This is a genomic window from Mycetohabitans sp. B46 (genome assembly GCF_037389205.1).
Taxonomy (GTDB): domain Bacteria; phylum Pseudomonadota; class Gammaproteobacteria; order Burkholderiales; family Burkholderiaceae; genus Mycetohabitans.
The window spans coordinates 61,408-76,567 of the sequence record NZ_JADBGL010000011.1 but is presented as its reverse complement, the minus strand read 5'-3'; the positions used below and the strand labels follow the sequence as shown (position 1 = coordinate 76,567).

7 protein-coding genes and 2 pseudogenes are annotated in these 15,160 nt (G+C 58.5%); 6 read left to right on the top strand and 3 right to left on the bottom strand.

The genetic code is table 11. The features are described 5' to 3' along the window. Positions 1–48: 48 nt before the first annotated feature. Complete coding sequence (gene ahpC / locus IHE30_RS12375) at positions 49–612, bottom strand: alkyl hydroperoxide reductase subunit C (RefSeq protein WP_337690992.1); 564 nt, start codon at positions 610–612, stop codon at positions 49–51. Positions 613–1,161: 549 nt separating this feature from the next. Next, the gene (locus IHE30_RS12370) at positions 1,162–1,944 is read right to left on the bottom strand and encodes a putative hydro-lyase (RefSeq protein ID WP_337690990.1); all 783 of its coding nucleotides are present in this window, start codon (positions 1,942–1,944) and stop codon (positions 1,162–1,164) included. Positions 1,945–2,409: 465 nt separating this feature from the next. On the opposite strand from IHE30_RS12370, the gene IHE30_RS12365 reads away from it, so the two are divergent. Beyond that, positions 2,410–2,754, top strand: a complete 345-nt coding sequence (locus IHE30_RS12365; protein ID WP_337690988.1) for a hypothetical protein — start codon at positions 2,410–2,412, stop codon at positions 2,752–2,754. A gap of 236 nt (positions 2,755–2,990) precedes the next feature. Further along, positions 2,991–3,614, top strand: a pseudogene (locus IHE30_RS12360) (GNAT family N-acetyltransferase). Between the two features lie 54 nt (positions 3,615–3,668). Here the strand turns inward: IHE30_RS12360 and IHE30_RS12355 are convergent. Further along, on the bottom strand, positions 3,669–3,893 hold the full coding sequence (locus IHE30_RS12355) for a hypothetical protein (protein ID WP_337690986.1): 225 nt from the start codon (positions 3,891–3,893) through the stop codon (positions 3,669–3,671). A gap of 609 nt (positions 3,894–4,502) precedes the next feature. Between IHE30_RS12355 and uvrA the strand changes: the two genes are divergently transcribed. The 4 genes and pseudogenes from uvrA (at position 4,503) to IHE30_RS12335 (ending at position 15,035) form a co-directional block, all read left to right on the top strand. Further along, positions 4,503–10,430, top strand: coding sequence for an excinuclease ABC subunit UvrA (gene uvrA / locus IHE30_RS12350; protein WP_337690984.1), 5,928 nt, complete (start codon positions 4,503–4,505; stop codon positions 10,428–10,430). 23 nt (positions 10,431–10,453) lie between these two features. After that, positions 10,454–10,654, top strand: coding sequence for a hypothetical protein (locus IHE30_RS12345; protein ID WP_337690982.1), 201 nt, complete (start codon positions 10,454–10,456; stop codon positions 10,652–10,654). A gap of 24 nt (positions 10,655–10,678) precedes the next feature. Then, positions 10,679–10,855, top strand: a pseudogene (locus tag IHE30_RS12340) (hypothetical protein); the annotation flags it as partial. 739 nt (positions 10,856–11,594) lie between these two features. Then, positions 11,595–15,035 carry a hypothetical protein gene (locus tag IHE30_RS12335; RefSeq protein WP_337690979.1) on the top strand — a complete coding sequence of 1,147 codons (3,441 nt, stop codon included), beginning with the start codon at positions 11,595–11,597 and terminating at the stop codon, positions 15,033–15,035. The last annotated feature ends 125 nt before the right edge of the window (positions 15,036–15,160 follow it).

Sequence of the window (15,160 nt, the reverse complement as noted above, 5' to 3'; positions counted from 1 at the left end):
CGCGGCGCCTTCTTGGTGGCGACGTCGCGCGGCATGCGGCGCCTTGCGTCAAATCTTTCCGACTAGGTCCAGCGACGGCTTGAGCGTTTGCGCGCCGGGAGACCATTTCGCGGGACAGACTTCGCCCGGATGCGCAGCGACATACTGGGCCGCTTGTACCTTGCGCAGCAACTCAGCGGCGTCGCGGCCGATGCCGTTGTCATGGATTTCGCATAACTTGATCTCGCCTGCCGGATCGACGACGAACGTGCCCCGCAGCGCCATGCCTTCCTCTTCGACGAGCACGTCGAAGTTGCGCGAGATTGTCTGCGTCGGGTCACCGATCATGGGGTAGGCGATTTTGCCGATCGTATCCGACGTGTCGTGCCACGCTTTATGCGTGAAATGGGTGTCGGTTGATACGCTGTAGATCTCGACACCCAGTTGCTGGAACGCAGCGTACCGGTCGGCCAGATCGCCCAGCTCGGTCGGGCAGACGAAGGTGAAATCGGCCGGATAGAAGACGATCACCGACCACTTGCCCTTAAGCGTCTGGTCACTGACCGACACGAATTGACCGTTGTGATAGGCGGTTGCGTTGAACGGCTTGATCCGGCTGTTGATGATCGACATTCGGTCCTCCTGTTTGTAGGGGTTCGGATCCAGGAGTCCAGTATGTCGCCGGTATAATATTAGGTAAATTTAATTGATTTTATTGATTCAATATAAAAATATTATGTAATGGCGCCGATGTTCGGACCGCCTCATGTCGTGAGCAGGATAACGGTGCGGCGAAGGCGTTGTTCAGGCGCTGCCTGAGCCTTACGTTCGCTGGGCTGGACATGGTGTAGCGGCTGTGGCCAGCCGAATTCGAGGTCCAATTGAACCCATCGTTGACGGCGCCCTATATCATGGCAGAACGCTGTGACGTTGCTGGACCTGTGGACATTGACCGGACGACGACCGTTTGACTAAATGACATCTTCTAATGCGGTTTGCGATGACTTCGACGAATGACTGCGACCTGCGTCCAACGAAGCACTGTCAGCTGCCGCCGAGGCCTAGTCGCATAAAAGCCGTATGAAACGCTCTGCAGCTTTGATGACAGGCGGAGGATTTCGTCGCCGAGGCCGGGTGCCAGCAACGAGGCGTCTTGGTGGAGCCAACAGCGTCTGCAACCTGTTAGGATAAAAGCGTTTCGATTGAGATGTCCGTAATCAACATGTGCCCCGCAGCGTGACCGATAGCAAAAGGTAGCGCCGCTGCCATCACGGCGACTTGCGGGGTAAGTCCGCAAGCCCAAAAGACGGGAATTTCACCGGCGCGCACGGCCGACAGCCCGTAGAAATCAGGCTGGGCAACGTCTGTGATTCCGATTTCCCAAGGGTTGCCAAAGTGAACCGGCGCGCCGTGCACCTGTGGATAACGACTCGTGATTTCGATAGCTTTGATGGTTTGTGCCACGCTAAACGGGCGCATCGAAACCGCGAGCTTTCCGCCGAAGGGACCACTTCGATGGTTATCGATGTTCGAAACGAACACAGGAGCGCTTCCGCCGAGTTCAATGTGCCGCACAGGCAAACCGTTTTTCAAAAGCAGATGTTCGAACGAGAACGAGCATCCGAGTGCAAAAACGACGAAATCATCTTTCCACACCTTATTGAGGTCGGTCAGTGAATGAGACGGCTTGCCGTTTCGATACACGGTGTATCGCGGTAGGTCAGTTCGAACGTCAATGTCCTGGCCTAACGTCGGCAAGTCCCAACTGCCAACTTTGCCGACGGCAAGCAATGGACACGCGCGCGGATTCAAAGTGCAAAACCTTTCGAAATCAGCGGCATGTTCGTGTGGAAGAATCATCAGATTGGCTTGCACATAGCCTTCGCAGTATCCAGCAGTTGGACGATCATGCAAACCAGACCGTGCAGCGCGCCGAAACTCGTGCGGATGAGTGTGCTTGTCCATGCCTATCTCCGGTTAACAGATATTGGCTTCAGCGCTTTCCATATGCGCGTAAGTACAGCCGAATAGGTGGCGCTCAGCGAGTCTGAGTTACGCCCATTGAAATTTCGGCTATGCAGGAACCCATCCACTAACGAATACACCATGATAGTTCACCCGTCACGTTGGCACATCTAGGCGCGCCCAGGCCGTTCAGGAGATATCGCTCAACAATTTCACGATGCTGTTGTGCGCGATCTCGTCGAACAGCGTGGAGCAGCCACGCCAGGCTGTTCGAAGAAGATTGTTTGGTTGTCCCTGTGTGATCCGCCAGGGTCCGCCGATGTATCCGAAAGCATAACCGGCTTGGCGAATTTTGTATTCGGCACCGCGTTGCCGGCGCGCCGCATGCGAAGTCGTTTCGACACGTGAGCGCGATGCCGCGTTACCGTGCCACGTCCCGTACAGGCCATGCAATGGAGAATGTCGGTGCACAAGAAACGAGCGATGCTGCTGGCCACGATGACCCTTGCGTACGCGCTGCGATGCGTGGCCGTGGAGCCGGGCACCATGCAGCACGGAAACGACGATTGGCGCATGCGCATCAGCGACAACGCGAGCGAGCGGGCGCGTCGTGATCAGCAGCGGTACTGGCGCCAATATAACGATCGACAACGATACTGGCGGCAATACAACGACCGACAACGGTACTGGCGCCAATACAACGACCAGCAACGGTACTGGCGGCAATACAACGACCAGCAACGGTACTGGCGGCAATACAACAACCAGCAACGGTACTGGCGCCAATATAACGATCAGCAACGATACTAGCGTCAATATAACGATTAACAACGGCATTGACGGCAATACAATGAGCAATATCGCTATTGGCGCGAATGTAACGAGCGCAGCACGACCGGCACCCGCGTGGCCCTTGGCAGCCAAGCGGCGTCACGGCACAGCGCACGTCGCGGCGACGGTCACCGCTGTTTTTACGGTATTTTTTCTTGCGACGCCGCGAAGCCGGGCTCTAGACTTCGTACAACTGATTCAGCGTGGGAGGTCGCATGTCATTGCAGCGCTCGTATGTCGATGATGGCAGGGCGCGGACAGTCGGACGAAGCGTCACACTCAGGCGGTTCGATCCACGCGCGGATTCCTATGCGTCGTTGACCGCCATGCTGCATCGCGCGTTCGCCGGCCTTGGGGCCATGGGACTGAACTGCACCTGAGTCGATCAGTCAATCATCTCGACGATGCAACGTGCGTAAGCCGGCGATTGCTTCGTCGCGGCATACGGCTCTGCGCCAATCGGCACAATGACGTTGTATGCACGCGATGTCGATTCCGCATGCGATTACTATCGGCTGCGTGATGTTGCGACGCTGCGTCAGTTTGGTATCGATCCGGCATGGCAAGGACGCGGGCTCGGCACGATGCTGCTGGCGTTTGCTGAGCATTGGGCGGCCACCCGAGGCTATGCGGCGCTCGCGCTCGACACCCCGTATCCGGCGTCGCACTTGATCGCGTTCTATCGCTCACAGGGATTTCGCCTCGTTGACGTGATGCGATTGGCTGACAAGCGCTATGACAGCGCCATCCTGAGCAAACCGCCGGTTGCAGCCCGTATGCTCGGCCAGTGGGACCGGCGATTGATGTCGGCGCGACGCACGTTGGCCCGGGCCGCATAAGCGTGGCGGCGCTCATCCAGCGCATGGTTTGTCTTCGCCCGCATTGTTAGCGCATCACGCCCCATGGAATACAAGGGGCAGCGTCGAAGCGAGATAGAGGCCCAATCCGAGCGTCGGATGGCCTGCGACGATCGTCGCCGTGGCGATGACGACGCCGGTCAGCGCCAGCGCGTCCAGCCATCGGCGCGCGCGCAGGCGGCGGCGAAGTGTTTGCTGCCTTTCGCGGCTTTTTCCGCCGCCATGGCGGATCGAATACTTTAAGACGGACAGATCAGACATGACGTTCTCCAAGCGGGAATTTCGCATTGTCCACTCGCCAAAAAAACGGTGTGCAAATGTTTGGTTGGCTGCCGTAAAACGACATCCATAGCCCAATGTCGGTCAGCCATAGCAGTGAGCCAGCGCCGGGACACGGTCGGATGTCGGACAAGCACGACTTTTTGACGTTTTTTATATGCACGCGTGCATCCGATGTGCGATTAGGATGCGCGCATGGTATGGGTGGAGCGCGTGAGGCGATATCGTGGTGCCGGACGCAGATGGTGCATGTCTCATCGATGTCACGTGTGACGGGGGCAGCGGTTGCACGGCGCGTCGGTCGTGGTGTGTAACCACTTTCTGCCCGTGGCCGCGTGCGCTTCTCGCTCCGCGGCTGCTACTGACGTTCGTCGGCGCACGTGCAGCGCGCTGCGCGTCGCGAGCGCGTTGGACAGCACGTTCAGGCGGTCGGATTTTTGTATGACGGGGTGGCGGGCGGCGCGGTGCAGCGGGGACCTGTGACGTGGGAGTCGTAACAAGCGGTGAGGCGTGCCGCTGATTCGATCCCAGAAGACAAAAATACTGTATGCGTGTACAGTATCGGGGAATACCCTAAAATGGTCGGATAAATTGTCTTCCTCGAACTCAATCCGTATCCGTGGCGCACGCCAGCATAACCTGAAGAACCTCGACCTTGACTTGTATCCGGGCGAGATGACAGTGGTGACCGGGCCGTCGGGCTCCGGCAAGTCGAGCCTCGTGTTCGACACGCTCTATGCGGAAGGGCAGCGGCGCTATGTCGAGACCTTCAGCGCGTATGCGCGTCAGTTCCTGGACCGCATGGATCGGCCACAGGTGGACCGGGTCGATGGCGTGCCGCCGGCCATTGCGATCGACCAGACGAATCCGGTGCGCAGTTCACGTTCGACCGTCGGTACGATGACCGAGTTGAACGACCATCTGAAGCTGCTCTATGCGCGTGCCGCGGAGTTATTTGACCGGCAGACCGCGCAGCGGGTGCGCCACGATACGCCCGAGACGATCTACGCGGAGCTTATCGAACGCACGCGCGAGCGCGATCCGCGGGTGATCGTGACGTTCCCGGTTGAACTGCCGGACACCGCAACGCAGGCGGAAGTCGAGCAGTGGCTGTCGGCAAGCGGCTATACGCGCGTGCACGCGCAGCGCGTGGTGGCCACTGCGTCCGGATCCCGCAAGCTGCTAGACGTCGTCGCGGACCGTTTCCGCGTGCACGACGCTGACAAGGCGCGGGTCGTGGAGGCGATCGAGATGGCGCTCAAGCGCGGCGGCGGCCGTGTCGACGTGCAGGTGCCTGAGCACGGCGACGTGCCCGCTCAAACCTGGCGCTTTTCGACCGGCCTGCATTGTCCGGACAGTGATTTGCGCTATGCGCAGCCGCAGCCGGCCTTGTTCTCGTTCAATTCGCCCTATGGCGCGTGCGACACGTGTCGCGGCTTTGGCCGCGTGATCGGCGTCGATCTTGGGCTGGTGATCCCGGACGAGCGCAAGTCGCTGCGCGATGGCGCGATCAAGCCGATGCAGACCCCTGCGTGGAAGGCGTGCCAGGACGACCTGATACGTTGCGCGGCATGCGCGGGCATCCCGCGTGACACGCCGTGGGCGCAGTTGTCCGCGCAGCACCGCGATTGGGTGATCAACGGCTCGCCGGATTGGGACGGCGATTGGCAGCGGCAGTGGTATGGTGTACGGCGTTTCTTCGATTATCTGGAATCGAAGGCGTACAAGATGCATATCCGCGTGCTGCTGTCGAAGTATCGCAACTATACGCCCTGTGACACATGTGGCGGTGCACGGCTCAAGACGGACGCGCTGCTGTGGCGGCTCGGCACACAAGCCAACGCGGACGGGGTGTTACCGCGCGAGCAGCGGTTCATGCCGCGCGGCGTGGACTGGGCGCGTGCGCAGCTCGAAGCGTTGCCCGGCTTGACGATCCATGATGTGATGCTGATGCCGATCGAGCGCATCCGCCGGTTTTTCGACGAACTAACGCTGCCGAGTCTGTTGCTCGACGAGGCATTGAAGCTGTTGTTGGCCGAAGTGCGCACCCGCTTGCGCTACTTGTGCGACGTTGGTCTTGGCTACCTGACGCTGGACAGGCAAAGTCGCACGCTGTCCGGTGGCGAAGTGCAGCGGATCAACCTGACGACCGCGCTGGGCACGTCGCTGGTCAATACGTTGTTCGTGTTGGACGAGCCCAGCATCGGCTTGCACCCGCGCGACCTCGGCCGGATTGTCGAGGCGATGCAGCGATTGCGCGACGCCGGCAACACACTGGTGGTCGTCGAGCATGATCCGCTCGTGATGCTTGCGGCCGACCGCTTGATCGATATGGGCCCCGGTCCGGGGGAGCGCGGCGGCACGATCGTCTACGACGGCACGCCAGTTGACGTACGCGACGCGGCGACGCTGACTGGCGCGTATCTGGGCGGCCGCAAGCGTGTCGCCGATGCGTCCGAGTGGCTGCGTCGCCCCGTTGATGCGCAAACGCGAAGACTGGTGCTCGAAGGGGCGACCGAGCACAACCTGCGCGACGTCACCGTCGAGATTCCGCTGCAGCGGCTGGTGTGCGTGACAGGCGTGTCCGGCTCCGGCAAATCAACGTTGCTGCAGGACGTGCTGCACCCGGCCCTGGCGCGCCACTTTGGCAAGCCGACCGACGCGCCGGGCGCCTATCGCGCGTTGCGCGGCGCCGAAGCATTGGGCGAGGTCGTATTCGTGGACCAATCGCCGATCGGCAAGACGGCGCGGTCGAACCCGGCCAGCTATGTCGGCGCGTTTGACGAAATCCGCAAGCTGTTCGCCAAGGCGCCGCTCGCGCTGCAGCGCGGCTACACGGCCGGCACATTCAGTTTCAATGCCGGGGACGGGCGCTGTCCGACATGTGGTGGCTCGGGGTTCGAGCACGTCGAGATGCAGTTCCTCAGCGACGTGTACCTGCGCTGCCCAGATTGCGACGGCAAGCGTTATCGCGCGGAGGTCTTGGACGTGATGATCGAGCGCACGGCGCCAGGCGGCACGACGCGCCGCCTGTCGATCACCGACGTACTGGAGTTGACGGTTAGCGAGGCGACGGCACTGTTCGCCAGCGATGCGGAAGTGCTGCGCGTGTTGCAGCCAATTGTCGACGTTGGGCTCGAATATGTGAAGCTCGGGCAGCCGGTGCCAACGCTGTCCGGCGGTGAAGCGCAGCGGCTCAAGCTCGCCGGTTTTCTTGCTGAGACCTTGCCGGGCCGGGGTGCGGGCACTGTGCCGGCAAGGCTGTTCATGTTCGACGAGCCGACTACCGGTCTGCACTTCGACGACATCGCGAAGCTAATGCGCGCGTTCGGCAAGCTGCTCGAGCGTGGTCATTCGCTGATTGTGATTGAGCACAACCTCGATGTGATCCGCGCGGCGGATTGGCTGATTGATCTCGGCCCCGACGGCGGCGATGCGGGCGGCAAGCTCGTGTGCAGTGGCACGCCGGAAGAGGTGAAGCGCTGCGCGCAGTCGCACACGGGTCAGGCGCTGCTGCAATACGATCGGGCATTGCAGGCGGGCGACGTCGGTGCGACATTGCTCGGTGCGCATTGCGTGAACGAGCCGTTGGTGCCGTATCTGGCCGGCGAGGCCGCCGCCGCCGGCGTTGCGCTGCAAACGGCATTGGCGGCGGGGCGCGTGCGGCGCGCGAGCCCCGAGCAGGCGGTGCGGATCGTCAACGCGCGCGAGCACAATCTGAAATCGCTTGACGTCGATATCCCCCACGGCAAGTTCAATGTGGTCACCGGGGTGTCGGGCTCGGGCAAGTCGACGCTCGCGTTCGACATTCTGTTCCATGAGGGGCAGCGCCGCTATCTCGAGTCGCTGAACGCGTATGCCCGCTCGATCGTGCAGCCCGCGGGTCGGCCGGAAGTCGACGCAGTGTATGGTATTCCCCCGACCGTCGCCATCGAGCAACGGTTGTCGCGCGGCGGCCGCAAGAGCACGGTCGCGACGACATCCGAAGTGTGGCATTTTCTGCGTCTGCTGTATGTAAAGCTGGGCGTGCAGCATTGCGTGCATGACGGCACGCCGGTCACATCGCAGAGCATTGAGTCGATCGCCGCACAGTTGCTGCGTGACTACAAGGGGCAGCATATCGGCCTGCTTGCTCCACTCGTCGTGAACCGCAAGGGCGTCTACACGGACCTGGCTAAGTGGGCAAAGGCACGGGGCAATACGCACCTGCGTGTCGATGGCGCGTTCGTCGGTGTCGATCCGTGGCCGAAGCTGGACCGCTTCCGCGAGCATACGATCGAATTGCCGGTCGCCGATCTGGTCGTGTCGGCAGATCACGAAGGCGAGTTGCGCCGCCTGCTGGCGGACACGCTCGAGGTCGGCAAGGGCGTGATGCACGTGCTCGCGCCGCTGGACGGCCTGCTCGACGGCATGACGCGCGGCGGCTCAGGCGCCAATATCGGCGCGATCAAGGTGTTCTCGACCAAGCGTGCGTGCCCGGTGTGCGGCACCAGCTACCCGGAGTTGGATCCGCGTATGTTCTCGTACAACAGCAAGCATGGCTGGTGCACGACATGCGTGGGTACCGGTTTGAAACTGACGCGCGAGCAACGCGCTGCGTTCGACGACACGGTCGTCGGCGGTGATGAGCGGGGTCGTGAGCAAACGCTGCCCTCCGAAGAGCAAGAGCCTGAAGGCGTCGGCGACACACCTTGCTCGGATTGTGGCGGCACGCGGTTGAACGACGTGTCGCGGGCGATCACGTTTGCCGGTCAGCCCATCGTTGCGGTTGCGCAGTGGACGGTATCGGATACGCGGCACTGGATCAGTCAATTGCAGATGGGCGGGCGCGAGGCGGAGATTGCGCGCGACGTCGTTAGTGAGATACAAAGCCGGCTTGAATTTCTCGAAGAGGTCGGGTTGGGCTACCTGAGCTTGGATCGTGCGGCGCCAAGTTTGTCCGGTGGCGAAGCTCAACGCATCCGCCTTGCCGCACAGCTTGGCAGCAACCTACAAGGGGTGTGCTATGTGCTGGACGAACCGACGATCGGACTGCATCCGCGCGACAACCGGATTTTGCTGGACGCACTGCGCAAGCTTGGCGACAAGGGCAACACGCTGGTCGTCGTTGAGCACGACGAGGACACGATCCGGCGCGCGGACCATATCATCGACATCGGGCCAGGCGCGGGCAAGCGCGGCGGTACGCTCGTCGCATCCGGTCGTGTCGCCGACATCGCGGCGGACCCGCGGTCGTTGACGGGCCGCTATCTCGCGCAACCGATCGTGCACCCGTTGCAGCCGAGACGCGCTGTCGATGCGGCCGGCCGCATGGCGCCGTCGCGTTGGCTGACCGTGCAGCGCGCGTCGCTGCACAACCTGCGCGATGTGACGGTCGATATTCCGCTGACGCGGCTGGTTGCGATCACGGGCGTATCGGGTTCCGGCAAGTCGACGCTCGCGCGCGATGTCCTGATGGCGAACCTGCTCGATGCGGTCGGGCGCTCGGTGCTGTCATCGCCGGCACAGCGTCGCGCGCGCAAAGCAGCGCAAGGTGACGCCGACAACGTGTCGGCACGCGCTCGACGCGCGAGCGTGCTGGCGCGCACCGACGCCCGCCCACGTGTCAGTGTCCGTCATCTGTGGCGCGGTTGTGAGTCGATTACTGGCTGGGATGGCATCGATCGGGTGCTGGAAGTAGACCAGACGCCAATTGGCAAGACGCCGCGCTCCTGTCCGGCCACGTACATTGGCATCTGGGATGCGATCCGTAAGCTGTTTGCGCAGACGCTGGAGGCGCGGGCGCGCGGCTACCAGGTATCGCGCTTTTCGTACAACACCGGCGACGGCCGCTGTCCAGCGTGCGAAGGACAGGGCGTGCGCACGATCGGCATGAGCTTCCTGCCGGACGTCAAGGTGCCGTGTGACGTTTGTCACGGGCAACGATTCAATCCGGAGACGCTGGCTGTCACGTGGCGCGGCCGCAGCATCGGTGACGTGCTGACCATGGAGATTGATGAAGCAGTCGAGTTTTTTGGCGCGATCTCATCGATCGCGCATCCGTTGCAGTTGATGAAGGACGTAGGGCTGGGCTACTTGACGCTGGGACAGCCGTCGCCGACGTTGTCCGGGGGCGAGGCGCAGCGCATTAAGCTCATCACCGAATTGAGCAAGGTCCGTGATGACGTCGCGCGACGCGGGCAGCGCACTCCGCATACGCTATATGTGCTTGATGAGCCGACGGTCGGCCTGCACATGGCCGATGTCGCGAAGCTGATTCATGTGCTGCACCGGCTCGTCGATGCCGGGCACAGCGTCGTCGTGATCGAGCACGACCTGGATGTAATCGCTGAGGCGGACTGGATCATCGACCTGGGTCCGGAAGGCGGCGCCGGCGGTGGGACGGTGGTGGCCGCCGCGGCGCCCGAAGATCTCGTCAAGGTCCGGCACAGCCATACCGGCGCGGCGCTTGCACCAGTGCTCGCGCGTGAACGGGCGCCGGGGCACGATGCTTCCTACGGTGATCTGCGTGCGGGTTGAGGCTCGCTGGGTTGTTTGCTTGATTGGCGCTAACTTTGGTTGGTAAAGAGTTGTATGGTCAGCCAGTCTCGGGCTTCACCCAGCGTGCCGCAGTGATCCGCGACGCGGTCGGCGTGCATATCGCCGAGCGCGCACGCGCTCTCGGCACCGATGTGTTCGGTATGTGGAAGGATCGCCACGCCAAGGGCCTTTCGTATCAAGAGAAACTGCGCCGCGAATGGTGAAAGCGTGGTTCGATACGAACGTGCCGGGGCTCGGTTGCCAATTCCACTGCGTGCTACTGCCTCGGTATCACAGAAGTGGATCCGGCGCGCTCAAATCAGCTCTTTGGGCGCTTCGTTAGCCGAGAGCGCAGCGCGCGCCCGGAGATCGACTTTGAGCACCAACGCCGTGAAGAAGTCATCCAGTACCTGTATCGCAAGTGGTAGACGCCTGACGGTGCTCATGACAATTCGTCGCATGAAGTAAAGAGAATTCGCTTGAATGCTTTCCGGCTAGTGTTTATAGTTGTTACTACCTTAGTGTCCGAAGCAGCATATGGCAGTTGAGCACGACGCTCGAACGTGTCGTGAGCAGCATTCAAACGATGAGCTGATCTGTCAGCGAACGGGTGCATCACAGTAACCGTTTTGGCTGAATACAAACGACGTCTGGAGGGAAGAAAGTGAAGAAGTACCCCAGCTTAAACACAATGGTCTCGCGCCTGCGTGGCACGTCTACTTTTCCTGTTTTATTCTGCTTCCAAACTTTGTCCGCTTGACATACGGCGAGACGATTTCGCTTTGAGCACGTTGTGCGTCATAGTGACGTGTTGCGGACAAGGGTGACATCGTTGATCCCTGTCGTTTAACGCAATCTATGCCCAGCATAGCGCCATCTATTGGACCGCTGGGCGGTAGCGCTGTCCTATCCAATAGTCGCTAACAAGGACTATAGGATGAGAAGTCATGTATATGGATTTCGCTACGCTGGCGGCATCAATTTTGCAACGATTCAAGACACCGAGATTGCTTGCGGTGCAGCATCCAGATTGGACAGAATAGCGTTGCGCAGATAAGTAGCCTCTATTCAAGCGATAGCTTGATAATTACGCTGCATAATGCAAGTTTCTCCGTTAGGTATGATGGCGGGAGTGATGACCTTAGAAAGAAACAAATCAAAGCTATGAAACTTGCCGGGGTAGACGGGCAGTCACAGTATGGCCATACATTCACTATTGCTAGTACAGCAGGCCGTGACGGTGGACTTTCTAACCTTGGTGGCCCTGTCTGCATTTATAATCAAAATAAAAATTATATCGGTTCAGTTCAAGATAAAATTTTTAATTCTGCGTACACAAGAAGATTGATTATTGCGCCAAATGGAAATAATTACCAAGATCGAATGTTTGAATATAATTTTTCCCCAAACTCTCTCAAGGAGGCAGTATTTTCTGTTGGTGGGGATAAGCTATCGGATTTCAAGAAAAGCTTTTATGCGATTGATGGAAACAATTTTTCTGGATATCAAAAATTTGGCTGCTATAAATCATCGTTCTGGCTGGAAATTAAAACTGATATCGATGCCAAGGATGTTAAGGTAACGGCAAAAGTTGGTAGTCGATCATATTCGTTCACTGCCCAGGGTAATATACTATCTCTGCCTTCGGGTAGCTTTGAAACGATGCAATACACGTTTAGGCCGCTGGAGATTGACGCATCCTCACTGGTTTTTACTAACAATGTCGCTCCGCTTGACATCACATTTGAGGTCAAAGCCACAGACGGGCGGGTGCTGGGTAAGGTTGATAAAACGCTGTCTGTAAAACGGGTAAATTACAATCCGGACGATATTTTGTTTCTGCGTGAGACGGATTCTGGTGTGCAATATATGCAGCTTGGGGTTTATCGCATTCGTCTTAATACTCTACTGGCACCTCAACTGGTGTCCAGAGCGAATGTTGGCATCGATACCATCCTGACCATGGAGACCCAACAGCTTCCGGAGCCTCAGCCAGGCAAAGGCTTTTACGTGACGTTCACTTTGCCGCCTTACAATCGTGAGACGCATGGAACGAGTCGAGCATTTGAGCTCAAACTTAAACATGTGGTTAACGATTTGGCGCATGTTATCTACTCGGGATTGCTGCAGGAAACCAAACTTGATGTCCGTCTCTTTATTCCACTGGATGATAAGCCGATTAATGATTCATTTGTTGCTAAAGTGTTTTTAACTACTCAAAATAATCCCAATGATAGTAATTGGAACGGGGTACACTTTAAATATAAGGATAATAATAAAAATGAAATAATTATTCATGAGAATTCGCAAATCGATATGTTCGCCAGTGTGCAAATGCATAATGGCAAGACCACTGAACCACTGGACTTTAATAGCGCATGTGCACTTTATTATTGGGAACTGTTCTACTATACACCGATGATGTGCTTCCAGCGCTTGCTGCAGGAAAAGCAGTTCGACGAGGCCGCAAAATGGATGAACTACGTGTACAATCCGGCCGGCTATATCGTCAATGGTGAAATCGCCCCTTGGACGTGGAACTGTCGACCGCTGGAAGAGACCACTTCCTGGAATGCCAATCCGCTGGATGCGGTTGACCCGGATGCCGTTGCGCAGCATGACCCAACGCACTATAAGGTTGCCACCTTTATGCGTCTGCTGGATCAGCTCATTATGCGCGGTGATATGGCTTATCGCGAACTGACTCGCGATGCGCTGAATGAAGCCAAAATGTGGTACGTGCGCGCGTTGGAGTTGCTTGGTGACGAGCCAGAGGATTACGGTAGCCCCCAGTGGGACAATCCGTCCCTCTCGAAGGCGGCTAGCCAGACCGTACAGGCGGGCTATCAGCAGGCACTCGCGATGTTGGATAGCGGTGAAGCTTCCATACAGCCTTATTCTGCTAATTCTCTGGTCGGGCTGTTTTTGCCGGAATATAATCCGGCGCTCACGGGCTATTGGAAGACGCTGCGTTTGCGCCTATTTAATCTGCGCAACAATCTTTCCATTACCGGGCAGCCGCTGTCGCTGGCCATTTACGCCGAGCCGACTGACCCGAAAGCGCTGCTCAGCAGTATGGTGCAGGCGTCTCAAGGAGGCAGTGCATTGCCGACAGGTACGCTGTCGCTGTACCGCTTTCCGGTGATGCTGGAGCGGACCCGCAATTTGGTGGCGCAGCTAACACAGTTCGGCGCTTCCCTGCTCAGTATGGCAGAGCGTAACGATGCCGATGAACTTAACACGCTGTTATTGCAGCAGGGCATGGAGCTGGCCACACAAAGCATCCGCATCCAGCAGCACATGGTGGACGAAGTGGATGCCGATATCGCCGTCTTGGAAGAGAGCCGTCGCAGCGCGCAGAACCGCCTGCAGAAGTACCGTCAGCTGTATGATGAGGACATCAACAGCGGAGAACAACGGGCAATGGCACTGTTCGATGCTGCGGCAAGTCAATCTTTGGCTGGGCAGGTGCTTTCAACAGCAGGAGGGGCGGCTGACTTGGCGCCAAACGTATTTGGGCTGGCCGCTGGAGGGAGCCGTTGGGGAGCAGTGTTGCACGCGTCTGCGGCCGTGACGTCCCTTGCCTCCACGGCATCCCAGTATTCCGCGGAAAAAATCAGCCGTTCGGAGACGTATCGTCGTCGCCGTCAGGAGTGGGAAATTCAGCGTGATAACGCAGACGGTGAAGTGAAGCAGATGGATGCCCAACTGGAGGCACTGAAAATCCGTCGCGAAGCGGCACAGCGACAAGTGGAATATCAGGAGACTCAGCAGGCGCACACCCAGGCCCAACTGGAGTTGTTGCAGCGTAAATTTACAAATAAAGCGCTCTATAGTTGGATGCGCGGGAAGCTGAGCGCAATCTACTATCAGTTCTTTGATTTGACTCAATCTTTCTGCCTGATGGCGCAGGAAGCGCTGCGCCGCGAACTGAACGACAATGGCGCCACCTTTATTCGGGGTGGCGTCTGGAACGGTACCACCGCCGGTCTGATGGCCGGTGAAACGCTTCTGCTGAACTTGGCGGAGATGGAAAAAGCGTGGCTGGAGCGTGATGAGCGCGCGCTGGAAGTGACCCGCACCGTTTCACTGGCTCAAGTGTACCAAGCGCTGCCATCGGACAGCTTTAACTTTACTGAGAAACTTACTCAGTTCATTGGTGAAGGGAAAGGCAGCGCGGGCGCTTCCGGGAATGAACTGAAAGTCAGCGGCCAGCAAATTGAAGCCTCGGTCAAGCTGTTGGATCTGAACATTTTTAGCGATTACCCCGAAAGCCTTGGCCATACCCGCCAGCTGAAACAGGTGAGTGTCACATTGCCGGCGCTGGTCGGCCCATATGAAGATATCCGGGCAGTGCTGAACTATACCGGCAGCGTAATGATGCCACGTGGCTGTAGTGCCATTGCCATTTCCCATGGCACCAATGACAGCGGTCAATTTGTGCTGGATTTTGGTGATGCCCGTTACTTGCCGTTTGAAGGCATTCCGGTAAAGGATAGCGGCAGTCTGACGCTAAGCTTTCCCGATGCGATCGATCGGCAGAAGGCGCTGCTGCAGAATCTGACCGACATTATCCTACATGTCCGTTATACCATCCGTTCCTGACTTTTAGTCACTGTTAAACAGGCTCGTGTAGGCACCTGTATCCATTTTTGGTAGGCTTGGTACGTCTCGCAAGGCGTGCTGCTTAGCCAGATCATGCCACGTTGTTCACCGTCTCGTCGGCGTGG